This is a genomic window from Pseudomonas sp. R2-37-08W, from assembly GCF_003851705.1.
Taxonomy (GTDB): Bacteria; Pseudomonadota; Gammaproteobacteria; order Pseudomonadales; family Pseudomonadaceae; genus Aquipseudomonas.
The window spans coordinates 5,099,243-5,122,281 of sequence record NZ_CP027728.1 but is presented as its reverse complement, the minus strand read 5'-3'; the positions used below and the strand labels follow the sequence as shown (position 1 = coordinate 5,122,281).

The 23,039-nt window shown below is 60.0% G+C and carries 21 protein-coding genes and 1 pseudogene; 11 read left to right on the top strand and 11 right to left on the bottom strand.

Going from position 1 to position 23,039, the window contains the following annotated elements:
• Nucleotides 1-473: 473 nt before the first annotated feature.
• Together C4J93_RS23655 and C4J93_RS23650 are read right to left on the bottom strand one after the other, a co-directional pair.
• A complete protein-coding gene (locus tag C4J93_RS23655) occupies nucleotides 474-1,127 on the bottom strand; it encodes a methyltransferase (protein ID WP_124430588.1) in 654 nt (217 codons plus the stop codon).
• Nucleotides 1,124-1,579 carry a YbaY family lipoprotein gene (locus C4J93_RS23650; protein ID WP_124430587.1) on the bottom strand — a complete coding sequence of 152 codons (456 nt, stop codon included), beginning with the start codon at nucleotides 1,577-1,579 and terminating at the stop codon, nucleotides 1,124-1,126. The genes C4J93_RS23655 and C4J93_RS23650 overlap by 4 nt, the downstream gene beginning before the upstream one ends.
• A 139-nt stretch (nucleotides 1,580-1,718) precedes the next feature.
• On the opposite strand from C4J93_RS23650, the gene nrdR reads away from it, so the two are divergent.
• The 11 genes from nrdR (at nucleotide 1,719) to C4J93_RS23595 (ending at nucleotide 9,895) form a co-directional block, all read left to right on the top strand.
• Nucleotides 1,719-2,183 carry a transcriptional regulator NrdR gene (nrdR, locus tag C4J93_RS23645; RefSeq protein ID WP_124364590.1) on the top strand — a complete coding sequence of 155 codons (465 nt, stop codon included), beginning with the start codon at nucleotides 1,719-1,721 and terminating at the stop codon, nucleotides 2,181-2,183.
• Nucleotides 2,180-3,307, top strand: coding sequence for a bifunctional diaminohydroxyphosphoribosylaminopyrimidine deaminase/5-amino-6-(5-phosphoribosylamino)uracil reductase RibD (ribD, locus tag C4J93_RS23640; protein WP_124405409.1), 1,128 nt, complete (start codon nucleotides 2,180-2,182; stop codon nucleotides 3,305-3,307). Before nrdR ends, ribD begins: the two co-directional genes overlap by 4 nt.
• A gap of 48 nt (nucleotides 3,308-3,355) precedes the next feature.
• A complete protein-coding gene (locus C4J93_RS23635; protein ID WP_124364588.1) occupies nucleotides 3,356-4,018 on the top strand; it encodes a riboflavin synthase in 663 nt (220 codons plus the stop codon).
• A 15-nt stretch (nucleotides 4,019-4,033) separates the two neighbouring features.
• On the top strand, nucleotides 4,034-5,125 hold the full coding sequence (gene ribBA / locus C4J93_RS23630) for a bifunctional 3,4-dihydroxy-2-butanone-4-phosphate synthase/GTP cyclohydrolase II (RefSeq protein WP_124430586.1): 1,092 nt from the start codon (nucleotides 4,034-4,036) through the stop codon (nucleotides 5,123-5,125).
• Between the two features lie 89 nt (nucleotides 5,126-5,214).
• The gene (gene ribE, locus C4J93_RS23625) at nucleotides 5,215-5,691 is read left to right on the top strand and encodes a 6,7-dimethyl-8-ribityllumazine synthase (protein WP_122539990.1); all 477 of its coding nucleotides are present in this window, start codon (nucleotides 5,215-5,217) and stop codon (nucleotides 5,689-5,691) included.
• Entirely contained in the window at nucleotides 5,688-6,188 is a 501-nt protein-coding gene (nusB, locus tag C4J93_RS23620; RefSeq protein ID WP_101273191.1) for a transcription antitermination factor NusB, read from the top strand. Before ribE ends, nusB begins: the two co-directional genes overlap by 4 nt.
• A 16-nt stretch (nucleotides 6,189-6,204) precedes the next feature.
• A complete protein-coding gene (thiL, locus tag C4J93_RS23615) occupies nucleotides 6,205-7,170 on the top strand; it encodes a thiamine-phosphate kinase (protein WP_124405851.1) in 966 nt (321 codons plus the stop codon).
• A gap of 54 nt (nucleotides 7,171-7,224) precedes the next feature.
• Complete coding sequence (locus tag C4J93_RS23610) at nucleotides 7,225-7,950, top strand: ABC transporter substrate-binding protein (RefSeq protein WP_124430585.1); 726 nt, start codon at nucleotides 7,225-7,227, stop codon at nucleotides 7,948-7,950.
• 129 nt (nucleotides 7,951-8,079) lie between these two features.
• Nucleotides 8,080-8,697: a GTP cyclohydrolase II gene (gene ribA, locus C4J93_RS23605; RefSeq protein WP_057724861.1), complete on the top strand. Its 618-nt coding sequence runs from the start codon at nucleotides 8,080-8,082 to the stop codon at nucleotides 8,695-8,697.
• The gene (locus C4J93_RS23600) at nucleotides 8,694-9,113 is read left to right on the top strand and encodes a nuclear FMR1 interacting 1 family protein (protein ID WP_124364584.1); all 420 of its coding nucleotides are present in this window, start codon (nucleotides 8,694-8,696) and stop codon (nucleotides 9,111-9,113) included. Before ribA ends, C4J93_RS23600 begins: the two co-directional genes overlap by 4 nt.
• The gene (locus C4J93_RS23595; protein ID WP_124430584.1) at nucleotides 9,110-9,895 is read left to right on the top strand and encodes a cobalamin-binding protein; all 786 of its coding nucleotides are present in this window, start codon (nucleotides 9,110-9,112) and stop codon (nucleotides 9,893-9,895) included. The genes C4J93_RS23600 and C4J93_RS23595 overlap by 4 nt, the downstream gene beginning before the upstream one ends.
• Nucleotides 9,896-9,968: 73 nt before the next feature.
• Here the strand turns inward: C4J93_RS23595 and C4J93_RS23590 are convergent, their stop codons facing one another.
• The 9 genes and pseudogenes from C4J93_RS23590 to C4J93_RS23550 all read right to left on the bottom strand — a co-directional run.
• Nucleotides 9,969-11,855 (bottom strand): TonB-dependent receptor domain-containing protein, encoded by a 1,887-nt coding sequence (locus C4J93_RS23590; protein WP_124430583.1) that lies wholly within the window; start codon nucleotides 11,853-11,855, stop codon nucleotides 9,969-9,971.
• A gap of 140 nt (nucleotides 11,856-11,995) precedes the next feature.
• The gene (gene dxs, locus C4J93_RS23585) at nucleotides 11,996-13,894 is read right to left on the bottom strand and encodes a 1-deoxy-D-xylulose-5-phosphate synthase (protein WP_124364581.1); all 1,899 of its coding nucleotides are present in this window, start codon (nucleotides 13,892-13,894) and stop codon (nucleotides 11,996-11,998) included.
• Nucleotides 13,895-14,004: 110 nt separating this feature from the next.
• A complete protein-coding gene (locus C4J93_RS23580; protein WP_124420925.1) occupies nucleotides 14,005-14,892 on the bottom strand; it encodes a polyprenyl synthetase family protein in 888 nt (295 codons plus the stop codon).
• Complete coding sequence (locus tag C4J93_RS23575) at nucleotides 14,889-15,131, bottom strand: exodeoxyribonuclease VII small subunit (RefSeq protein ID WP_003176346.1); 243 nt, start codon at nucleotides 15,129-15,131, stop codon at nucleotides 14,889-14,891. Before C4J93_RS23575 ends, C4J93_RS23580 begins: the two co-directional genes overlap by 4 nt.
• Before the next feature lie 76 nt (nucleotides 15,132-15,207).
• The gene (locus C4J93_RS23570) at nucleotides 15,208-16,347 is read right to left on the bottom strand and encodes a Fic family protein (RefSeq protein WP_124430582.1); all 1,140 of its coding nucleotides are present in this window, start codon (nucleotides 16,345-16,347) and stop codon (nucleotides 15,208-15,210) included.
• Nucleotides 16,348-16,863: 516 nt separating this feature from the next.
• Nucleotides 16,864-17,202, bottom strand: a complete 339-nt coding sequence (locus tag C4J93_RS23565) for a hypothetical protein (RefSeq protein ID WP_124430581.1) — start codon at nucleotides 17,200-17,202, stop codon at nucleotides 16,864-16,866.
• An 86-nt stretch (nucleotides 17,203-17,288) separates the two neighbouring features.
• A complete protein-coding gene (locus C4J93_RS23560) occupies nucleotides 17,289-17,945 on the bottom strand; it encodes a hypothetical protein (RefSeq protein WP_124430580.1) in 657 nt (218 codons plus the stop codon).
• A gap of 2 nt (nucleotides 17,946-17,947) precedes the next feature.
• Nucleotides 17,948-22,543 carry an RHS repeat-associated core domain-containing protein gene (locus C4J93_RS23555; protein ID WP_124430579.1) on the bottom strand — a complete coding sequence of 1,532 codons (4,596 nt, stop codon included), beginning with the start codon at nucleotides 22,541-22,543 and terminating at the stop codon, nucleotides 17,948-17,950.
• 228 nt (nucleotides 22,544-22,771) lie between these two features.
• Nucleotides 22,772-22,903, bottom strand: a pseudogene (locus C4J93_RS23550) (MerR family DNA-binding transcriptional regulator); the annotation flags it as partial.
• Between the last annotated feature and the right edge of the window lie 136 nt (nucleotides 22,904-23,039).

Here is a 23,039-nt window from a genome sequence, read left to right as displayed (position 1 = left end):
CACAGGTTCAGGGCTACGCCAAAGTTGTGTAGATACCTATGAGGGAAACCCATTGTTTTGATACTGACCTCGGCAAACTCGCTGATAAGCAAATGCAGGCTGCGGCGCCAGCGAATGCGTGGACTAACTTGGCGCAAATTATCAGTCCGCGCAGCTTGAGCAGTTCCAGTTGAGCTGGAACATCGATGGCAGGTTTGCTGAATGACCTCATGCTCCGAAAATACCGGGCATAAAAAACCCGCACAATTTGTGCTTGGTTACCGAAGCAACCAGAGGCATGGCGGGTGTATTAGCGCAAAGGTTAGGCAGATGCCCTGCATTTGACAAGTCCTTTGCTTCTTTGGTTATCAGAGAATTTGTGTGCGAAGACATTGCAGTCGACTGTCAGAGCTGCGAGCGAGGAATGGCATTTTCCACGCCGTGCTTTTTCTTGTCTCAACCAATTTATTGCTGGAAATTTGTAACGCTGGCGATCATCGCCGCGAATGGTACAAGCTCACCTTGCGAAACTCCCAAGGCTCGGCCAGGTCGGGCAAGGTCAATGCGTCCAGCACTTCCAGGCGCTGATAGCCCGCATGCTGGAAGTCGCGCACCCGCGAATCGGCCACCAAGGCTTCGCGGCCACGGGTCAGGAACTGGTCCAGCAGCGGCAGGTTGGCGCGGTCGTAAAGCACGTCGGCCACCAGGATCAGGTCGAAGCGATCGGCTTCGGTGAAGAAGTCCGCCGAATAACTCAGTTTCACCCCGTTGAGTTCGGCATTCGCCCGGCAAGCGGCCAGCGCCAGCGGGTCCAGGTCACAGGCCACCACTTCCAGTGCCCCGGCTTTGACCGCTGCAATCGCGGCCACGCCGGAACCGGCGCCGAAATCCAGCACGCGCTTGTCCGCTACCCACTCGGGATGCGCCGCCAGATAGCGCGCCAGCGCCAGCCCGCTGGCCCAGCAGAAGCTCCAGTAGGGCGGCTCATGCAGGATGCGCCGGGTTTCTTCCTGGCTGAAGGCGCGGTCCATGTTGCCGGCGTCGAGCAGCCACAACGACAGTTCGGTGCCCGGCAGCGTGCAGGGCACCAGCTGTGCGTCGCCGATCAACTCGCTCAGGGCGCGTTGCAGGCGCAGCGGTGGCGTCATGGTGCCTTGACGAGCTGCAGGGGGCCGGTGGTCTGGGTAATCGCCTGGGTGATGCGCACGGCGGGCAGGTGCAGGATTAACTGGCCGGACTGGCTGGCGCGAGCGCGCAATTCCACCCGCGCACCGGCCGGGAACGCTTCGGGGTTGAAGCGCAGGCGAAAGGCCAGGGGCTTGCCGTTGCCGGTCAACACGCTGCTGGCAAGCAGTTGTTGCGGACGCGAGCGGTCGTCGATCACCAGCAGCGCCATTTCGACTTCGGCGCCGGCCGGCACGTTGGTCAGGTTGCCGCTGATTTCACGCTGGTAGGCGGGCAGGGGACCGAGGTCTTCAATGCCGGGGACTTTTTTCTCTTGTGCAGGGGTTGGCTGCGGCGCGGCAGGCTTGGGGGCTTCGCTGCTGCAGGCGACCAGAAAACTGAACAGGGTGACTAAAACAAGTGGTCGTAACTGCATGTACGGCTCCAGAAAGGACAAAATCCGTGGCTTAAAAATATGAAACATATAAGCCTGCCTATATACCGTAAAGGCTATGGCTTGTCTTGCTACGGGGATGCGCTACCATGGCCCTCCCATTTTTTGTTGCCTGCCAACCATGCACTGTCCCTTCTGCGGTGCCAACGACACCAAGGTCATCGACTCGCGTCTGGTCGCCGAGGGCGACCAAGTGCGTCGCCGGCGCGAATGCCTGGCCTGCGGTGAGCGTTTCACCACCTTCGAAACCGCCGAACTGGTATTGCCACGTCTGATCAAGTCCGACGGCAGCCGCCAGCCTTTCGACGAAGAAAAACTGCGCGCCGGTATGCAGCGCGCCCTGGAAAAACGCCCGGTGAGTGTCGAGCGGCTGGAAGCGGCGCTGGCGCATATCAAGCACAAGTTGCGCGCGACCGGCGAGCGCGAGGTCAAGAGCCTGGTGGTGGGCGAGCTGGTGATGGGCGAGCTGCAAAAGCTCGATGAAGTCGCCTATATCCGTTTCGCCTCGGTGTACCGACGCTTCCAGGACCTCAATGAGTTCCGCGAAGAAATCGACCGCCTGGCCCGTGAGCCTTCCAAACAATGACCGCTGAACAGGCTGTGCTCGACGCCCATTACATGGCCCGCGCCCTCGAATTGGCGCGCAAGGGCCTGTACACCACCCATCCCAACCCACGGGTGGGCTGCGTGATCGTGCGCGATGGGCAGATTGTCGGCGAAGGCTGGCATGAGCGCACCGGCGAGCCCCACGCCGAACCTAATGCCTTGCGCGCCGCCGGTGACAAGGCGCGTGGCGCTACGGTGTACGTGACCCTCGAGCCGTGCAGCCACCACGGCCGCACGCCGCCTTGCGCCGATGCGCTGGTGAGCGCCGGTGTGGCACGGGTAGTGGCCGGCATGCAGGACCCCAACCCGGAAGTGGCGGGGCGCGGCATGCAGCGCTTGGCCCAGGCCGGGATCGAGATTCGTAGCGGCGTGCTGGAATCTGAAGCGCGCGCGCTGAACCCTGGCTTTCTCAAGCGCATGGAACAGGGCCTGCCGTTTGTGCGGGTCAAACTGGCGATGAGCCTGGACGGGCGCACCGCGATGGCCAGCGGCGAAAGCCAATGGATCACCGGCCCTGCCGCCCGCGCCGCCGTCCAGCGCCTGCGCGCCGAAGCGAGTGTGGTGCTGACCGGCGCCGATACGGTGCTGGCCGATGGCGCGCGCCTGACCGTGCGCGCCGCCGAGCTGGGCCTGGATGCACACACCACCGCCCTGGCCATGTCGCGCCCGCCGCTGCGCGTATTGATCGACGGTCGCCTGCGCGTGCCGCTCAATGCACCTTTCTTCAAGGCGGGCCCGGCGTTGGTGATCACGTGCGTGACCGCGGAAAACCAGTTCCCCCGTGGCCCCGAGTGCTTGGTGGTGCCGGGTGTCGAGGGCCAGGTCGACTTGCGTTCAGCGTTGGTGGCACTGGCCGCCCGTGGCGTCAACGACGTGCTGGTGGAAGCGGGCCCAAGCCTGGCGGGCGCGTTTGCCCAGCAGGGCCTGGTCGACGAATACGTGATTTTCGTCGCCGGCAAGTTCCTTGGCTCCGCAGCCCGGCCCTTGCTGGACTGGCCGCTTGAGAAACTCGTCGACGCCCCCCACCTCAAGATCACTGACATGCGCGCGGTTGGCGACGACTGGCGAATCACCGCCGTCCCGCTGCCGGCCGCGAGCGTATAATTCCCGGCCTGCGCGCAAGCGTCAGCCCCCCGTTTTCAGGAGCACGACATGTTCACCGGCATTATCGAAGCCATCGGCAGCATCCGCGCCATGACCCCCAAGGGCGGCGACATCCGCCTGCTGGTTGAAACCGGCAAGCTCGATCTGGGCGACGTCAAGCTGGGCGACAGCATCGCCGTCAGCGGTGTGTGCCTGACCGTCGTCGATCTGCCGGGCAATGGCTTTGCCGCCGATGTCAGCCGCGAGACCCTGGACTGCACCGCGATGAGCGATCTTGCGGCCGGCAGCCCGGTCAACCTGGAAAAAGCCCTGACGCCGACCACACGCCTGGGCGGCCACCTGGTCAGCGGCCATGTCGATGGCGTCGGCGAAGTCGTGGCGCGCAGCGAAAACGCGCGCGCCGTGGAATTTCGTATCCGCGCGCCGAAAGAGCTGGCCAAGTACATCGCCCACAAAGGCTCGATCACCGTCGACGGCACCAGCCTGACCGTGAACGCTGTCAATGGCGCCGAATTCGAACTGACCATCATTCCCCACACCCTCAGTGAAACCATCATGGCGGCCTACCAGCCAGGTCGCCGGGTGAATTTGGAAGTGGACTTGCTTGCCCGTTACCTGGAGCGCCTGTTGCTCGGCGAAAAGGCCGCAGAGCCTGCATCGGGTAACATCACCGAAAGTTTTCTGGCCGCTAACGGCTACCTGAAATCCTGACCAAGGGGGTGCCGCGTGGCGCTCAATAGCATCGAAGAACTGGTTGAAGACATCCGCCAAGGCAAGATGGTCATCCTGATGGATGACGAAGATCGCGAGAATGAAGGCGACATCATCATGGCCGCCGAGGCCTGCCTGCCTGAGCACATCAACTTCATGGCCAAGCACGCCCGTGGGTTGATCTGCATGCCCATGAGCCGCGAACGCTGTGAATTGCTCAAGCTGCCATTGATGGCGCCGCGCAATGGCTCGGGTTTCGGCACCAAGTTCACCGTATCGATTGAAGCCACGACCGGCGTCACCACCGGCATCTCCGCCGCCGACCGCGCCCGCACCGTGCAGGCTGCCGCCGCCAAGGATGCCAAGGCCGAAGACATCGTCAGCCCGGGCCACATCTTCCCGCTGATGGCCCAACCCGGCGGTACCCTGGCCCGCGCCGGCCATACCGAAGCGGCCTGCGACCTGGCGCGCATGGCCGGGTTCGAGCCGAGCGGGGTCATCTGTGAAGTGATGAACGACGACGGCACCATGGCCCGTCGCAGCGAACTCGAAGCGTTTGCCGCCGAACACAACCTCAAGATCGGCACCATTGCCGACCTGATCCACTACCGCATGATCCACGAACGTACCGTTCAGCGGATTGCCGAGCAGCCGCTGGACAGCGAACTGGGCCAATTCAATTTGGTGACCTACCGTGATTCAGTGGAAGGCGACGTGCACATGGCCCTGACCCTGGGCAGTATCTGCGCCGACGAGCCAACCCTGGTGCGCGTGCACAACATGGACCCGCTGCGCGACTTGCTGATGGTCAAGCAGCCTGGCCGCTGGAGCCTGCGCGCCGCCATGGCCGCGGTTTCCCAGGCGGGCAGTGGCGTGGTGCTGTTGCTTGGTCACCCGCTGGATGGCGACGTGTTGCTGGCACATATCCGCGAAACGGCGGAGCACGCGCCGGTGAAAAAACCGACCACCTACAGCATCGTCGGTGCCGGTTCGCAGATCCTGCGCGACCTCGGTGTGCGCAAAATGCGCCTGATGAGCGCACCGATGAAATTTAATGCGATATCCGGTTTCGATCTGGAAGTTGTAGAATACGTGCCCTCCGAATAAAGGCTGGCGATTTTTTGCCCCTTGTTCGCGGTTAAATCATCACTGAGGGACGCACTTTTCGCGTCCCGGCTCTTTAAGAGATTTGTCGAATGACCCTGAAGACCATCGAAGGTACCTTCATCGCCCCCCAAGGCCGCTATGCCCTGGTGGTTGGCCGCTTCAACAGCTTCGTGGTTGAAAGCCTGGTAAGCGGTGCCGTTGACGCCCTGGTTCGCCACGGTGTGAGCGAGAGCGACATCACCATTATCCGTGCCCCTGGCGCCTTCGAAATTCCACTGGTTGCGCAAAAGGTTGCCCAGCAGGGTGAATACGCGGCGATCATCGCCCTGGGCGCGGTCATTCGTGGCGGTACCCCGCACTTCGAATACGTGGCGGGCGAATGCACCAAGGGCCTGGCCCAGGTGTCCATGGAGTTCGGCGTGCCGGTCGCATTCGGCGTGCTGACCGTGGATTCCATCGAGCAAGCCATCGAGCGTTCCGGCACCAAGGCCGGTAACAAAGGCGCTGAAGCTGCCCTGTCCGCCCTGGAAATGGTCAGCCTGCTGTCGCAGTTGGAGGCCAAGTGATTTCCGACGAGAGCGATCGTTTCAACCCTCGCGACGAGCGTCCAGCCGACGCCGGCAAACCGTCGAAAAGCGAAAAGCGTCGCGCGGCCCGTCAGCTCGCGACCCAGGCCCTGTACCAGCGCCACATGGCCGGTACCTCGCTGAACGAAATCGAAGCGCAATTTCGCGTCGACAACGATTTCACCTTCGCCGACCAGAGCTACTTCCACGACATCCTGCACGGTGTTCCGGCCAACCTGACCGAGATCGACGCCGCGCTGTCGCCATGCCTGGACCTGACCCTCGAAGAGTTGGACCCGGTTGAACTGGCCGTATTGCGCCTGTCCACCTGGGAACTGCTCAAGCGCGTCGACGTACCGTACCGCGTGGTGATCAACGAAGGCATCGAACTGGCGAAAGTCTACGGTTCGACCGACGGCCACAAGTTCGTCAACGGCGTGCTCGACAAGCTGGCTCCGCGCCTGCGTGAAGCCGAAGTGAAGGAACACAAGCGCTGATTTGCGCTTGAGTCCCGTGGGCGAGTTCGAGCTGATCCGCAACTACTTCGCCGCCGCGCCCTGTGCGCAAGGCGGCGAAGGTATTGCCCTGGGGATCGGCGACGACTGCGCCTTGCTCGCGCTCCCTGCCGGGGAGCAGCTGGCAGTTTCCACAGACACCTTAGTGGCCGGCGTGCACTTTGCCGACCCGTGTGACCCGTTCCTGCTCGGCCAGCGCTCGCTGGCCGTGGCGGTGAGCGATTTGGCCGCCATGGGCGCCCACCCCCTCGCGTTTACCCTTGCCCTGACCACGCCGACCGTCGATGCCGACTGGTTGCAACGCTATGCCCAAGGTTTGAACGCCATGGCGCAACGCTGCGACGTGGGCCTGGTGGGCGGCGATACCACGCGGGGGCCGCTGAGCCTGACCTTGACCGTGTTTGGCCGCGTGCCGGCCGGGCTTGCCTTGACGCGCAGCGGTGCGCGGCCGGGGGACCTGCTGTGCGTCGGTGGGGAGTTGGGCAATGCGGCCGGGGCCTTGCCGCTTGTATTGGGTCAGCGCAGTGCGGCAGCCGCCATCGCCGAACCGCTGCTCGCCCACTATTGGTCGCCGCAACCGCAACTGGCGTTGGGCCTGGCCCTGCGCGGTAAAGCAACCTCGGCCATGGATATCTCCGACGGGTTATTGGCCGATTGCGGGCATATCGCCAGGGCATCGGCTGTCGGCCTGTTGATCGAGCGCGATGCGGTGCCGTTGTCGGCGGCATTGCTGGCGTTTGTCGGCAACGACGAGGCCCGTGTGGCCGCGTTGAGTGGGGGCGACGACTATGTGCTGGTGTTCACGCTACCCCAGGCCGAACTGGCACCGTTACGGGCCAATGGCTGGCCGATCCATGTGATCGGACGGGCCGAAGCGGGGCAGGGCGTGACGCTGCTCGACAGCCACGGCCAGGACATTACCCCGGCAGTGCACGGCTATCAGCATTTCCGCGAGCTGCCGTAGCCGGCGCCCTGGGCTACCCTTCATATGAATATCTCCACGTAGGAAGCCGTCACTATGAGTGTGCGCCGCTGGTTGCTGATCATGCTGTGCGCCTTTACCGCTGTGCTCCAGGCGGATGAAGCCCCGGTGCCTGGCAAGATCATGCTGGCCAGCGAGGAGTGGAACGACTATACCGGCAAAGATGGCAGCGGCCTGGCCTGGGACGTGTTGCGCCGGGTGTTTGAACCGGCAGGCGTCACCCTGCAAATCCACAGCGCGCCCTATACCCGCTCGATTGGCCTGGCCCAGCGTGGCGAGGTGGATGGCTGCGTCGGTGTCTATCGCGACGAAGCTGACCAGGTGCTGTACCCGCACTGGCCTTTTGACTCCGACCCTATCTATGCCCTCGGGCTGGCCACGTTGCCCACGCCCAACCTGGCGACGCTCGGTGATTACCGCCTGGCCTGGGTGCGTGGCTATAAATACGAGAAATATTTGCCGAATGTGCGCCGCTTCAACCAGGTCCAGCGCCGCAGCGGCATTTTAGCGATGCTGCAATACGGCCATGCAGACTTCTACATTGAGGCCCTCACCGAAGCCAAGTACGTGCTCAGTCAGGCCGACGACCCGTCCCGGTTCACCCTCACCCACATCATGGAACTGCCGCTCTATATAGCCTTTGCCGATAACGAACGCGGGCGGGCATTGATGAAAGTCTACGACCGGCGCATGACCGCCCTGGTGAAAAACGGCGAGTTGAAGCCGGTTTTCGAACGCTGGAAACAGCCGTATCCGTTCTGACCTGCATAGAACCAAGCCGAAGGCCAATCGAACCTATTGATCTTTATCAGCGATCATTCAGCTTAAGCGTCTGTAGGAACAGGCTGTTACAATGCCCGCCTCTGTGAAATCTGAAATCAGGAGCACACGGTGCCCGTCGTTTTCGTCGCCGCTTCCAAGCTGCCTACCCCCTTTGCCACGTTCACCATGCATGGCTTTCTCGAAGAAGCCACCGGGCGCGAGCACGTTGTGCTCAGCCTGGGCGATATCGCTGATGGTGCGCCGGTGCTGGGCCGCGTGCATTCCGAATGCCTGACCGGCGACGCGCTGTTCAGCCAGCGCTGTGACTGCGGTTCGCAATTGGAAGCCGCGTTGCAGGCCATCGCCCGTGAAGGCCGTGGCGTTCTGCTGTACTTGCGACAGGAGGGCCGTGGCATCGGCCTGCTGAACAAGATCCGAGCCTATGAATTGCAAGATGGCGGCGCCGACACCGTGGAAGCCAACGAGCGCCTGGGCTTTGCTGCCGACCAGCGTGACTACGCCATCTGCCTGCCAATGCTTGAGCACCTGGGCGTGAAATCCCTGCGCCTGATGACCAACAACCCGCGCAAGGTCAAAGCCTTGACCGAAATGGGCATCACCGTGGCCGAGCGCGTCCCGCTGCACACCGGGCACAACCCGCACAACAAACTCTACTTGGCCACCAAAGCCAGCAAGCTCGACCACATGATGGGCAATGAGCATCAAGGCGAGGTCGACCGCGCGTGACCCGCGGCCAGGTAAAACGGCGACTGTCCTTCAACTGGTGGCAGTACCTGGCCCTGGCATTGCTGCCATTGTTTGTGATCAACCTGGTGTTCGGCCGTGCCGAGTCCCTGCTTCCCGTACTGGCCATGCCGTTGTTTATCGCCGGCGTGGCCTCGATGTTTCTCAGCCTGCGTTATTTTCACGCCTATAAACACGCGCTGATCGCCACCTCCAAAGCCCTCGATACCCCTGAAGAGCCCGCCGCCTGGATCGCCCTCGCGGCGCGTCGACGCACGGCCTTGCTGGTGGCGGCATTGCCAGCCTGGATCGGTGCGCTGGCGGTGTTCGTCGGCCTGGAAGCGGTGCCGCTGTTCTTGCTGGCGCTATCGACGATGGTGCTGTTTTACCTCTATCGCATACCGCGTCAGTTGGGATGAAGCGCTACGGGCTGGCGTTGCTGCTGGTATTCAGCGCCCAGGTGGTGGCGGTCGAGCGGGTGGTGAGCCTGGCGCCGTCGCTTTCCGAAATCGTGGTCGAGTTGGGTGCCGCTGATTTATTGGTCGGCGTGCTCGATGGCGGCGATCGTCCGACGGAATTGGCAAACGTGCCATCGGTCGGCCGCTACGGCCAGTTGGACATGGAACGCCTGCTCAGCCTCAAGCCCGATCTGATCCTGCTCTGGCCCGGCAGCATCGGCGCGGCCCAGCGCGAGCAGTTGCAGCGCTTGAACCTGCCGGTGTACATCGCCGAACCCCTTAGCCTTGAACAACTGACCGCTCAGGTCCAAGCCATTGCCGAGCAATTGGGGCGCGGGGAGGCCGGCCGAGCGCTGGCCACCGAACTGCGCCAACGCCTCGCCGACCTGCGCCAGCGCTATCAGCGCGCCGAGCCGGTGCGGGTGTTTTACCAGGTATGGAACCAACCGCTGTACACCGTGGGCGGTGGGCAGATCATCAGTGATGCGTTGACGGTGTGCGGGGCGCGTAATGTATTCGACGATCTCACGCTGCCGGCGCCGCAGGTCAGTGTCGAATCAGTGTTGCAGCGTGATCCCGAGCTGATTCTGGTGGGTGATCAGGCGCAACTGGAGGCTTGGAAGGTGTGGCCAACGATGATGGCGCGCGTGCGCTTGGTGCCGGACAAGGGCCTGGAACGGCCCAGCGCGCAGATGCTGGAAGCGCTGGCGCGGTTGTGTCAGGTGATTGCGCCGAACGTGTGAGGCCGCTATCGGGGGCAAGCCCCCTCCCACATTTGAATGTATTCACATATCAATAGATGAGGGTAGTGCCGCCTCACATCTGCGGCGTCCACGTTACGCCGAACATCCAGACCCGGCCTTCTTCCCGGTAGTCCTGATTGTTCAGGAACGCCGGATCGTTATAGCTGTAGCGCGCGCGGGAATAGGCCTTGTCCAACAGGTTATCGACCTTCAACGACAGCGACACCGCGTGGCTCAGTGCCCAACTGCTGCGCAGGCCCAGCAAGGCGTAACCGCCCAGGCGATTACGGTTGGCTTCGTCATCGTAGCTGCTGCCGATCGCCTGCCAGCTTGCGCCTACACCGAACTGATCGAACTGCCGGTCCAGGTCCAGGTTCACCGTGCGCCGTGCACGGCGCGCCAAGGTGTGGCCGCTGTCGCGGTCGCGCGGGTCGATCAGCGACACGCCCAGGTTGCCCTGCCAGCCAAACAGGTCCTGTTTGAGCGCCGCTTCAAAACCATTGATTCGCGCCGACGCCACGTTTTGCGGCTTGCTACCGTCGAGGATGATCGCATCGCTCAGGTCGGTGCGGTACAGCGAGGCCTCGAGGCGGGTGCTGTCGGTTAACTGACTGCGCCATTGCAGCTCGTAACTCTTTGAGCGCTCAGGTTGCAGGTTGGGGTTGCTGTATTGGGTGTCGGGGTAATACAGGTCGTTGAAGGTGGGCGCACGGAAGCCTTCGCTGTAGCTGAGCAACACATCGTTGTCCGGGTTGATCGGCACCGTCAGCGTGCCACTCCAGCTGTTCTGGCCGCCGAACTGCTGGTTCTGGTCGCGGCGCAGGCCCAGTTCGGTGGAAAACCACTCACCCTGGAAACGGTGCTGCACAAAGGCGGCGCGGTTCCAGCGGCTGTCTTCGGTAAAGGTGGTGGAGCCGTGGAAGCGGTCTTCGTACCAGTCGCCACCGACGATCAAGCTGTTGCGGTCGTTCAGCGTCAGGTCGTTCTGCCAGTTGACCGAGTCGCGGTAGGTATTGAACACGCTGAAATCGTCGCTGAGGGTATCGCGCTTGGTGTCGCGGTTTTCGCTGTGGCCCAGTTCCAGGCGCGACTGCCAGCCTTCGCTGAGGGTGGCGTCGACATAGCCGCTGGCACTGCTGACGGTGTAGTCGGTGTAGGGTTTCTGACCGAGGCTTTGCCCGGTGGCGAAGTCATAGCGCCCGAAGCTGTTGTCGTACTCCGACTTGCCGCGGTTATCCAATAGGTTGAAACCCACCTCCAGCTCGTCGCTGAACGAATGGCTGAGGTTCAGGCTCAGGGACTGGTTGCGGTAGGCATCATGGTCGCCATCGCTGGGAAACGACTGATGGGTTGAATTGATGCCGGCGGTTTCATCCAGGCTTGCGCCCAGGTTGAAGCGCGTCTGCTCATCGCCACCCGACAGGCCAAGGCTGCGCTGCCACGTCTGGTTGCTGCCAACGCCCAGCTTCAGGCGCGGTTGCAGGCCTTGCGCGGCGTTGCGCCGGGTAAACACCTGGATCACCCCGCCAATCGCATCGCTGCCGTAGATCACCGAACGTGAACCGCGCAGCACTTCCACGCGCTCGATCTGGTCGACGTTCAGGTATTGCAGGCCGCTGTCACCGGACGTGGTGTTGGCAATGCGCTGGCCATCCACCAGCACCAGGCTTTGCGCAGACTTGGTGCCGCGAATGTAAATGCCCGGCAAGCTGCCACGGCCGCCGGTGGGCGCGACTTGCACGCCGGGCACACGGCTGAGCAGATCGGTCAGGCTGGAAGGTTGCAGGCGGTCGATATCGGCGCGAGTGAACACGGTGTTGGCGGCGCTGCTGTCATTGCGCGCCTGCACCTGGCGGTTGGCGCTGATGACCACGTCGGAGAGCTTCAGGGCCTGGTCGCGGGTGTCGGCGAGCAGGTGCGAGGCTGGCAGAAGCAGCAATGCGAGGTACAGGCGTTTCATGGGCCGTCCATAGCGTTTGAAGGTTGCACACATCAAAAAATGTGGGAGGAGGCCTGCCCCCGATTGCAGTGCTTCAGTCAAAATAGCTACAACTGATACACCGCTATCGGGAGCAAGCCCCCTCCCACATTTGGATCCGGTTACGGATTCAGGAGCGCCAAGCGCTCGCGCACCGAGGCTTCGATACCGGCTTCATCCAACCCGCATTCAGCCAGCATCTGCGCCGGTTTGGCGTGTTCGACGTACATATCCGGCAGGCCCAGGTGCAGCACTGATTTGAGGATATTCGCCCGCGCCAGGAACTCGCTGACCGCCGCGCCGGCACCGCCCATGATGGCGTTTTCTTCGACCGTCACCAGCAACTCATGGCTACCGGCAATCTCGCGCACCAACGCTTCATCCAGCGGTTTGACGAACCGCATGTCGACCACGGTGGCGTCGATCTTCTCGGCGACTTTCAAGGCTTCGGCCAGTTGCACACCGAACACCAGGAAGGCCGTCTTGCTGCCCTGGCGGCGCACGATGCCCTTGCCGATCTCGATAGGTTCCAGGTCTTTCTCGATGAGTGCATTCGGGCCATTCCCGCGCGGATAGCGCACGGCCGCCGGGCCGTTGTACAGGTGGCCGGTGCTGAGCATCTTGCGCAGTTCGTTCTCGTCGCTCGGCGTCATCACCAGCATGCCGGGGATGCAGCGCAGGTAGGACAGGTCGAAACTGCCGGCGTGGGTCGGTCCGTCTTCGCCCACCAGGCCGGCGCGGTCGATGGCGAACAAGACGTCGAGGTTCTGCACCGCCACGTCATGCACCAGCTGGTCATAACCGCGTTGCAGAAAGGTGGAGTAAATCGCTACCACCGGCTTGGCGCCTTCGCAGGCCATGCCGGCGGCGAAAGTCACTGCGTGCTGCTCGGCAATCGCCACATCGAAGTAACGCAACGGGAAACGCTCGCTGAAGGCCACCAGGTCGGAGCCTTCCTTCATCGCCGGGGTAATCCCCACCAGGCGCGGGTCTGCGGCGGCCATGTCGCACAGCCATTCGCCAAACACACCGGAATACTTCGGCCCGCTGGCCTTTTTCGGCGCAGCGGCGGGAGCGTCCAGCGGTTCCAGCTTGGTAATCGCGTGGTAACCGATCGGGTCGACTTCCGCCGGCGCGAAGCCTTTGCCTTTTTTGGTGACGATATGCAGGAACTGCGGGCCCTTGAGGTCACGCATATTGCGCAGCGTGGCGATCAGGGTCGGCAGGTCATGGCCGTCGATAGGGCCGATGTAGTTCCAGCCCAATTCTTCGAACAGCGTGCCGGGCACCAGCATGCCCTTGGCATATTCTTCAGTACGACGGGCAATTTCCCACGCGCCGGGCAGACGCGACAGCACTTTCTTGCTGCCTTCACGCATGCTGGCGTAAGTGCGGCTGGAGAGGATTTTAGCCAGGTAATTGGACAGGCCGCCGACGTTTCGCGAAATCGACATGTCGTTGTCGTTGAGGATCACCAGCATGTTGGCGTCCACTTCCGGCGCATGGTTCAGCGCTTCGAAGGCCATGCCCGCAGTCAGCGCGCCATCACCGATCACCGCAATCGCCTTGCGATCGCTGTTTTGCAGGCGAGCGGCAATCGCCATGCCCAGCGCTGCGCTGATCGAGGTGCTGGAGTGGCCGACGCCAAAGGTGTCGTACTCGCTCTCGGAGCGACGCGGGAAGGCGGCGATACCGTCCTTCTGGCGCAGGCTGGCCATACGCTCGCGCCGGCCGGTGAGGATTTTATGCGGATACGCCTGATGGCCCACGTCCCACACCAGCCGGTCGTCCGGGGTGTCGAATACGTAGTGCAAGGCGATGGTCAGCTCGATCACGCCCAGCCCGGCACCGAAATGCCCACCGGTCTGGCCGACCGTGTAGAGCAATTCCAGGCGCAGTTCATCGGCCAGGGTTTCCAGCTCGGCTTCACCCAGTCGACGCAGGCCGTCCGGCGTGGCAGCGCGGTCGAGCAGGGGCGTGGACGGGCGCTTGCGGGGAATCTCTTGGAACGTCGTGGGCATCAGGCGAATCGTTATAGGTATAGAAGAGGCGGCAGTTTACCTCAAGCGTTGCAAACTGCCCACGCAGGGGCGCCAACTTGGCCGATATGCGGCGCTGATCGCCACGGTTATCAGTGGCGACGTTCGACGATATACCGCGCCAGGTCACGCAACGGCTCAGCCGCCGCGTCGAAAGGTCGCAGGGCGTCCAGGGCCTGGTCGCGCAGTTCCAGGGCATACGCCTTGGCGGCCGCAAGCCCGAGTAGCGCAGGATAGGTCGGTTTGTCCCGAGCGATATCGGCGCCCTGGCGTTTGCCGAGGGTCGCGGTGTCACTTTCCACGTCGAGAATGTCGTCCTGCACCTGGAACGCCAGGCCAACAGCCCGTGAATAGGTGTGCAGCGCCGCTAATTGCGCGGCTTCGGCCCGGCCACTGGCCAGGGCACCGAGCTGCACCGCAGCCTCGATCAACGCGCCAGTCTTGTGGCGATGCATGTGTTCCAGGGCTGTTTGATCCAGCTTGAGGCTGACCGAACCCATGTCGATCGCTTGCCCGCCGACCATACCGGCCGGGCCCGCCGCCAGGGCCAGGGCGGTGACCATGCGCAGGCGGATCTCGGCATTCACGCGGCTCAAACGCGGGTCGAGCAACGCGCTGAACGCCAGGCTCTGCAGGCCATCACCGGCCAGGATCGCATAGGCTTCATCGAAGGCTTTATGGGTGGTCGGCTGGCCGCGACGCAGATCGTCGTCGTCCATCGCCGGCAGATCGTCGTGTACCAGGGAATAGGCGTGAATCAGTTCTACCGCACAGGCCGCGCCATTCGCGTCCTCGGCTGGCGCACCCAGCGCTTCACACGCCGCATACGCCAGCAACGGGCGCACGCGCTTGCCGCCATTCATCACGCTATAGCGCATGGCGTCGTAAAGACGCTTCATTTCCGGGCTTGGCGCAACAAACAAGGGCTCCAGCGCCGCATTCACCCGGGCTTGGCTACTGGCCTGATACGCATCGATCATTCGGGTTGTTCCGCATCGAAAGGTTCTTCGGCCAACTCCCCATCACGCTCAAGCAATACCTGCACTTTCTGCTCAGCCTGCGCCAGCGCGCTCTGGCAGTCACGGGTCAGGCCGATGCCTTGCTCAAACGCCGTCAGCGAGTCTTCCAGCGACAACTCGCCGTTCTCCAGACGCTCGACCAGGGTTTGCAGGTCGGCGAGGGATTGTTCGAAATCGAGTGCAACTTTTTTGCGGGCCATGGCGGCAATTCCGGTAGACGGTAAACCGGCGCGACACTAGCAGACATGGGGGATTGGGGCAAATGAGTGGGGGGTGTCATTCGCCTTGGGTATTGACCTGGTAACGCGTGCTGCGACCGCTTCCGGGGAGACGGATCAGGCACTTTTTTTCCAGCAAATCAGACAGATGGCGGGTGGCTGTCGCCTTGGACACTTTGGCGACTGCCTGGTACTGCGCGGCGCTGATCCCATGCTCAAAGCCTTTATCACCACCGTCGAGCAGACGATTGAGTACTTTGACCTGCTCGGCAGATAACGCAGCGCCGCGGTGTTGGTCCCAGAACCGGGTCTTGCTCAACACACGGTCTATCCGCGCCATCGCCTGCTGCAGGCTGCGTAACAATGTTCTCAGGAACCACTCCAGCCAATCTGTAATATCAAGTGTGGCCTTTTGGCTGGACTCCAGCGCTTTGTAGTAACCCGAGCGGTCGTCAAGGATACTGGCTGACATCGCATAAAAGCGTATCGCGTGATGGTCGCCCTGGGCCAAGGCCAAGTCAGTGATGGCGCGTGTCAGGCGACCATTACCGTCATCGAACGGGTGAAGTGTGACAAACCAGAAATGCGCAATGCCAGCGCGTATGAACGGGTCCAGTTCTGGTTGATGGCGGCTCAGTTCGAACCATTCAAGGAAGTCATCCAGCGCCTGCTCCAGCCCCTGGCGTGGCGGCGCCTCAAAGTGCACGGTCGGCCGGTCAAGACGCCCCGATACCACCTGCATAGGCTCATCCCCTCGCAACCCCCCGACCTTCATGCTTCGCGCGGCAAGGCCCGCTTCTGGAATCGGAAACAGCAGATGATGCCAGTGCATGAGACGCGAGTACGTGAACGGCTCGGCAAATTGCTCAGTGGCATCTATCATCAGGTCAGCGAGGCCTTCGCTACGGCGGCTGACCTGACCGTCTTTCGTCGTTTCCAAGCCTAACCGTCGCGCCAGGGAGGACCGCACCGAGCCGACATTCAGTTGCTCACCTTCAATAGCGGAGGAGGTCAGGATGTTTTGCAGCAGCGCGTCCAGTTCGTTCTGCGCGCTGGCTGCCTGACCAGCGGAGCCGAGCATGCCTAGGAGTTTGCCTTGGGAGTGACCGCAGTCGCGCAGCAAAGCAGCCAAGCGTCCGGGCTGCCAGTGGAAATGGGGCCAGTCGATGTGTTGCCAGATCCAGTGTGAATAATCCATGGGCGGGGCCTGGGAGTGAGTCGAATGGAGAGGTTATTCGGCTCATATTGTGAGCCGATTGTGCTGGTTATTCGGCTCATCGTCTAGACTTGATCTGTGAGTGGCGTCGTGATGGTGATGAGGGACGGTTATTAACACCTCAGTGGAAACTGGCGTCGATTCTTTCAATCTTTAGTTTGATAAAGTGCTCATTGCATTCGGGATGAACGTAATGTATGTCCTCATCATGAAGTGATGTGAAAGTGACGAACATGTTATTACTCAAATATCCGTAGAGAACATAGGCGTAACCTCGATCTATCCGTTTTACCAAAGGTCGGCTGACCACTGTGCGCTCAATTTCGTAATCGTCGGAAAGGTTTAATGTCAGCTCCACGGCATACGTTTTTCCTACTTCTAGCTCGTAGGGGCAGTAGCTGATAAAGCAGTTTATGAACGTACCCTCAATGAGCAGTGTAACGTCTTCTTCAACATGTTTGTTGAACGCTATAACTTCTGCTTTTTTTAAATTTATATTCATTGTTTAAAAATAGAAAAAGATGCCAGTTTTTTATCGATAGCTAATTTATTTAGATGGATTAATTTTTTTAGTAATTCGGGGTTTTCAGGTAATGATTTTTTTTCCAGTATTCTCAGCATTTCGGAAAGATCTTCGTGATTTTTAATATGTTCATCCTCGTAGTCATCGATAAGTTTTCTCAAGGAATTGTTGATTTCTTCGAATATTCCTGAGTTTTGAAGCTGTAGGTGTTCTGCGTTTGTGAGGATGAGTCTTGCCATTTGGTCGTCTGGGCAAGCATTGATATCTAGCAAAGACATGGCCTTGTCAGTCAGCGGCGTGCACATTATTTTCATTGCTTATCCCTATGTGCTACTTTTTTGCCCCGCTCTTATTAATCTGAGTCTTGTTGGTTGGGTATTATTTTCGACAAGGTTTCTGATTAGTCTGAGCGATTTGTATGGGTGTTGTTTATATAGTTGCAAATTTCGCTTTCTCGTAATTGGTTGAAATTGTGCTCAATAAGATTTAAGAGTGTGCGGCTTTCGCCGTTAGTTGCGTAAAAAAATTGAGCTGCTGCATGGGTTTCTGAGTCATAAAATCTGCATAGCATGGTGTCAAGTTGTGATTCCAAAAAAATACTTATTTTCTCTGGCGTGATGCGATCTTCAAAAATTTTCATTTTGTCCCAGAGTTGTTCTATATCAGTTCCGTTTTTTTCCATAATAATTAGTGTGCCGTGAGAGCCCTCCAGAGCTAGATTGTCTATATTTTTTGGGCTGCTCGGAAGGTTTCTAATGGTGCTATAAATATTACTTATTTCATTTTTTTTGAACAGGTCGCCAGAGTTCAATGTGCTGATTTTGTTTTTTTTGTATAAATATTCTTCAGTTCGTGAGTTGAATGTGGCGCCAGTGGCGGCGCGCCATTCTCTTTTTATACGCCACTCTACTAATGGCTCCATAATCTCGCACCATGATCGCCATAGGTTGCTAAAGCTGTGGTTTATTAATGTCGTAGTAAAGAATTTCACATCATTTGTAGGGCGTGCGCTTTCCCATGGTCTTATGCCGAATTCGCTTATGTATGCGGTTTTCATTTTTATCTCTTGAAGTAGGTGTGTGAATTGTCACCGGTTTTTAATGGGGCTTTGATTTCATTTACCGTAGTTTTGGTGTTGAAGTGAGGTCCATGATTGCCTTTTTTGTGACCTAGCGAATGCTCATATATTTTAGTTAGATGGTTCTTTGCTAAGCTGAAAACGTACACTCGTCCTACAGTATGGCAATCCTGATCGCGAATGGTTTCTCGGTAGATGCCTATCGGTTGAGTATTTCTTGGTATGCCTCCAATCTCTTTGGCTCTTCTAAATGCGCCGTTTCTTGACAGTTTGCTATCGAAACCTTTCGGAAGCTCTACATCCCCTTCATTGGCCTTGACGTTTTCCGCAGGATCTTCAGAGCGATGTGCCGGCTTATATCCATCAATGCCTGGACATCTACTCAGCCCCAGCGGATCCACCCACCCCGTTGGGTTGGGCGCATATCGGTATGCATTGATCCCACCCGCCAGCTTCACCGGGTCGGGCGTCAAGTAACGACCAATATCCGGATTGTAGTAGCGATGGCGGTTGTAGTGCAGGCCGCTTTCCTGGTCGAAGTATTGGCCTTGGAAACGTAGCGGGTTGTCGACTTTGCCTACGTCGAGGCGGCTGATTTCGCCGTAGGCGCGGTAGTGGGCGGACCAGACGATTTCGCCGTCGGGCGTGGTGAGTTCTTGCGGCGTGCCGAGGTGGTCGAGTTGGTAGTGATAGGGCTTGGTTTCTTGTGGGCCGAAGCCTTCCAGCAATGCCAATGGGCGGAAGCTGTCGGGTTCGTAGAGGTAGCTGCGATGACGATCCGCGTGATGCTCAGCGACTACTTTGTCGCCTTGCCAGAAAAATTCTTTGGTGATGCCATCCACGGTTTTGCTGATGCGCCGCCCAAACGGATCGTAGCGATAACTGGCGGTTTGGCCATTGGGCTTTGTGATGCCGATCAGCCGGTGCTGACAGTCGTAGCGGTATTCGGCAACGAGTGAATGACCCTTGCCGCGTCGTTCGCGGATCAGGTTGCCGAAGGCGTCATAGTCGTAATGGTGATCGCCTTGGATCACCAGCCGATTACCCGCAACGATGTCCGGGCCCGGCCTGTCTTGCATGAGCAGGTTGCCGGCAGGGTTGTGGCCGAAACGTTCTTGTATGTCTTGCGAATGATCGGCGCGGGTCAGGCGGTGGAGCGGGTCGTAGCGGTAAAGGTGTTCGCCTTTGCGGGTGTCGTGCAGGCGGGTGAGGTTGCCGGTTTTGTCGTAGTCGTAGTGGCGTTGGTAAAGGTGGTTTTCCTGCTGGGTGACGGCGTGGGCGTGCAGGCGGTTTTGGTCGTCGTAGTGGTAGTGGCTGAGGAGTTGGCCTTGTTGGCGTTGGTGTTCGCGGCCGGCTTTGAACAGGTGGGAAGTCAGCAACGCACCGTTCAGTTCGACGGTGGCGAGATGACCGCCTTTGTCGTGGTTGAAGGTGAGGCGGTTGTTGTCCGGTAGTCGTAAATGCTGAAGTTGGCCGCAGGCGTCGTAGCCGTAGCGCAGGGTGCCCCAGCCCTGGTGTTCGGCGGTGAGGCGGTTTTGGCGGTCGTACTCGTAGGCAAGGAACCAGTGGCCGTCGTCGACGCTGAGGAGGTTGCCTTGGCGGTCGTAGGCATAATCGACAGCGCTGCCGTCGGGCAGGGTTTTTCTTACGAGGCGACCGGCATGGTCGCGATGGTATTGAGTGACGAGCTGACTGCCATCGTCGCCGTATTCGGTTTTTTCCAGCAGGTTGCCGTTGAGGTCGTAGGCGTAGGCGGTGCGTTGGCCGTCGAAGCCGGTTTCCTGTTGGATCAGGCCGTTGGGGTGGTAGTCGAGCTGGTAGGTTTCGCCGACTTCGTTTTCGATGGCGGTGAGCAGTAAGCGGGCGTTGTCGTAGCGGTAGTTGACCTGGGTGCCGTCGGCATTGATGCGGCGGCTGATCAGGTGCAGGCCATCGGCGTATTCGTAGTGGGTGACGTGGCCCAATTCATCGCGCTCGGCGATGATTTTTCCGTAGGGGTTGTAGCTGAATTCCCGGTAAGTACCGTCGGGTTGGGTCAGTTTCAGCAGGCGGCCTACGGCGTCCCATTGATACTGGGTCAGCGCGCCCTGTTCATCCTCACGCGCAACCTGCCGGCCCAGGTCGTCATAGCGGTAGCGCTTGATCCCACCATTCGGTAGCTGTTCTTCAACAAGCTGTCCGCGTTCGTTCCACACCAACCGATGACAACTGTGATCCGGATACCAAACCCCGGTCAGTTGTCCCTGCTGGTCGTAGCTGTAGTCGGTCGCATTGCCATCCGGATCGATCTGGCGAATGACATCGCCTTGGTCATTACGCTCGTATTTCCAGGCCGCCTCACCACGGCGCATAACCCGTACGAAACCGTTGTCATGCTCGTAGGATGTCGGCTCATCATCCCCCGGAAACAGCGCCACCAAGCGTCCGGCGTCGTCGTATTGGTAGGCCGTCACCGCGCCCAGCGGGTCCTGCTCGACGGTCAGACGGCCCTTGTCATCGTAGGATTTGAAGTGCTGGGCGCCGTCGGGATCGATGCGCTGTATCAGCAGCGCCCGCTGGTCATGTACGTAAACTTCCTGGCTGCCGTCGGCGTTGTGCACGGTGACGCGACCGTCATCGCCCCAGGCATAGCGCGTGTCCATCTGCGAAAAACTGGCCCAATGCCGGACACAGCGCGCTGCCTTGCCAGCGCGTTCCCATTCCCAAAAGAAACTCGCCCCACCGGCCAGCTGGCGCTCAAGAATGACGTGCTGCTCGTCGTACCGATAACGCTCACACTCACCGACAGCATTGGTCGCTGAAACCAGTCGTCCAGCGCCGTCATAAGCGTAGGCAACGACGTTCTGCTCGGTCACCCAGACGAAGGGTTCATTCCCCGTGGCGCGATGAACCTGGTAGTCCACCGCGACAATGCGACCCAGCTCATAGCGCAAGAGCAAAGAGCGGCCCACGCCGTTATCCAGCCGCTCAATCCGCCCCAATCGATCCCGGACAACCAACAACCGGTTGTCATACGCATCGCTGATCGCCGTCAGCACACCGTCGCGAAAGTGATAAAACCGAGAGGACTGGGCCAGCACCAGCTCGTCTGGAACCGAGCCTAAATAAATCGCCGCTTCCGCCAAGCTGTTGGTAATCGCCGGTCGAGCCACCGTCGGCAAGGGCAGGGTGGTCGAGCGATTCTCATGGTCGGTCCACACTACCGAATCGCCTGACACCACAAGCCGCTGCGCCAGCACATGGCTCCAGCCAAACCCCAAGCCACAATCCACTTCCACCGCACTGCTGCGATACAAGCGCGTCCACTCGAATGGCAAGACCCCATCCAGCGCGCCATCGGTAAGGGTCAGCAGTTCCTCGCCAGTGACCATCGACACCGGGCAGCCGTGGGTGACGGTGTTATCCGCAGAGTCAGCAGCCTCCCCAGCCGGATTTTTAGACGGGGCAGGCACATCATCCACATGCTCTTTGTGCAGCAGCACCGCGTTCTGCCGAGCCTTCCAGCGCATCTGCAGGGTGCCCTGCTTCAGCCCACCGACCACCCCTCGAACCGCCACCGCTTTATAGCGATCCACCGCCTGCATAAACTTGGTCAGAATCGCCAACATACTCTGTACGAAGCCAACCGCGGCCTCAACAATCCGAGCGCCATACTTGACCAGCCGCAAGCTTAAATACGCCACACCCGCCGCCGGTAAGGCGATGGTCAGCACCGCGCCAATCACCAGATCAATCAGCAGCGATACTATTAACCCTGCAACCACTTCCGCGACCTGGCTCGGCGGCAATGCGTCCAGCCATATCATCGCCGTACGTATCAGCAGGTACAGTGCAGCCTCATCGCTGGCGAGCAACATCGCCTGTTCCATGATCTTGGGGGCATCGGTGGCGATTTGCGCCAACTTGGCTGCCTGGGCTCCCAGTTGTTCTACATATTGCAACGGATCTTCAAGGATCGACTGCACCAGCTTTATGCTGTCCCACACATCACGGATCGCCGCCCAACTGCCCGCCAGTACGCCGCTGCCAATTGCACTGGCCGTGGATTGCTGCCAATGCGGCTTGAAGTCCTTCCACTGATCGCGCAGCCATTGCTCCAGGTCTGCTGTCAGCCCGGCATAAGAGTCAAACAAGGCATCCACTTGCTGCGCTGAAACATCGCCTTGAACCCGAACTTGATAGCGCCCGCCAGCGGCGCAGTAGTGCGAACCCTCGCCGTGTTCATCAAGCATGATCACTGCTGAGCTACCGTCATCCAGGCGGGTCACCTCAACGGGGATGTCGCCAATCGGCACGTCATACAGCGACTCGAACCTGCTCTGGATCTTAAGCACGCCACCCGCAGGGCAAAAAGCCACGGTAGAGAAATCCGCGTCGGTAAGGCTCACCGACTGCTGCGAATCCCCAACCCGTAACACCCGATCCATTCCCAGCAACGACGGCATATCCGTGGCATGGCTCACCGAATCCAGTGCCCGGGAATACCAGGCACCCATTTGCTGGCGATAAATCATCAGGCTCTGATGGAAAGTATCCAGCTCATATTCGATCGAGGTGATGTGGGCAGCGTGGGTCATCCATGACGTCTCGGCAGAAGGCAAGGCGTCGGAGTCTGCCCCAGCGAAAGGCAGCTGGATGAGTGGTTTGAAAAATCAGATTGCGCTTACAAAGGGCGGGCAATAGTCGATGGCGACTGATGCCCACGGAGCACTTCAGATTGCGATGCTGCTGATTGACGAATAGTGCCCAATGAGCGCCTTTCAGCAGGACTCAAATGCATTCAACCAGACCCCCATCCGTTGCGATTCGAAACTTTGCGCCGTATAGACGCGATGACCGCCCTGGCGCTGGGGCTCGGGCATCAACCTGATGACCTCATAATGACGAAACGCCTTGATGGTCGTGCCGGACACCTGCGCGGCTTTGCCGATATGCATGAAAAGTTCTTTTTCAGATAGTGCGCCGGCCTATTTCAGCCGGTTGGCCCTCTGCGTCAGCGAAGAGCCCCGCGCGGGCCCGAACAGCAGGACCGTTCCGTAAGGTAAGCAGGACCCTTCCTAGACTATTTAAGAG

Coding starts and splice junctions, on each gene's coding strand:
- C4J93_RS23610 (WP_124430585.1), top strand. CDS start 7,225: ATGAGTGTGCGCCGCTGGTTGCTGATCATGCTGTGCGCCTTTACCGCT.
- ribD (WP_124405409.1), top strand. CDS start 2,180: ATGACCGCTGAACAGGCTGTGCTCGACGCCCATTACATGGCCCGCGCC.
- C4J93_RS23655 (WP_124430588.1), bottom strand. CDS start 1,127: ATGACGCCACCGCTGCGCCTGCAACGCGCCCTGAGCGAGTTGATCGGC.
- C4J93_RS23650 (WP_124430587.1), bottom strand. CDS start 1,579: ATGCAGTTACGACCACTTGTTTTAGTCACCCTGTTCAGTTTTCTGGTC.
- C4J93_RS23580 (WP_124420925.1), bottom strand. CDS start 14,892: ATGATCGATGCGTATCAGGCCAGTAGCCAAGCCCGGGTGAATGCGGCG.
- ribE (WP_122539990.1), top strand. CDS start 5,215: ATGACCCTGAAGACCATCGAAGGTACCTTCATCGCCCCCCAAGGCCGC.
- C4J93_RS23565 (WP_124430581.1), bottom strand. CDS start 17,202: ATGAAAATAATGTGCACGCCGCTGACTGACAAGGCCATGTCTTTGCTA.
- C4J93_RS23575 (WP_003176346.1), bottom strand. CDS start 15,131: ATGGCCCGCAAAAAAGTTGCACTCGATTTCGAACAATCCCTCGCCGAC.
- C4J93_RS23590 (WP_124430583.1), bottom strand. CDS start 11,855: ATGAAACGCCTGTACCTCGCATTGCTGCTTCTGCCAGCCTCGCACCTG.
- C4J93_RS23595 (WP_124430584.1), top strand. CDS start 9,110: ATGAAGCGCTACGGGCTGGCGTTGCTGCTGGTATTCAGCGCCCAGGTG.
- C4J93_RS23635 (WP_124364588.1), top strand. CDS start 3,356: ATGTTCACCGGCATTATCGAAGCCATCGGCAGCATCCGCGCCATGACC.
- C4J93_RS23555 (WP_124430579.1), bottom strand. CDS start 22,543: ATGACCCACGCTGCCCACATCACCTCGATCGAATATGAGCTGGATACT.
- C4J93_RS23560 (WP_124430580.1), bottom strand. CDS start 17,945: ATGAAAACCGCATACATAAGCGAATTCGGCATAAGACCATGGGAAAGC.
- dxs (WP_124364581.1), bottom strand. CDS start 13,894: ATGCCCACGACGTTCCAAGAGATTCCCCGCAAGCGCCCGTCCACGCCC.
- nrdR (WP_124364590.1), top strand. CDS start 1,719: ATGCACTGTCCCTTCTGCGGTGCCAACGACACCAAGGTCATCGACTCG.
- C4J93_RS23570 (WP_124430582.1), bottom strand. CDS start 16,347: ATGGATTATTCACACTGGATCTGGCAACACATCGACTGGCCCCATTTC.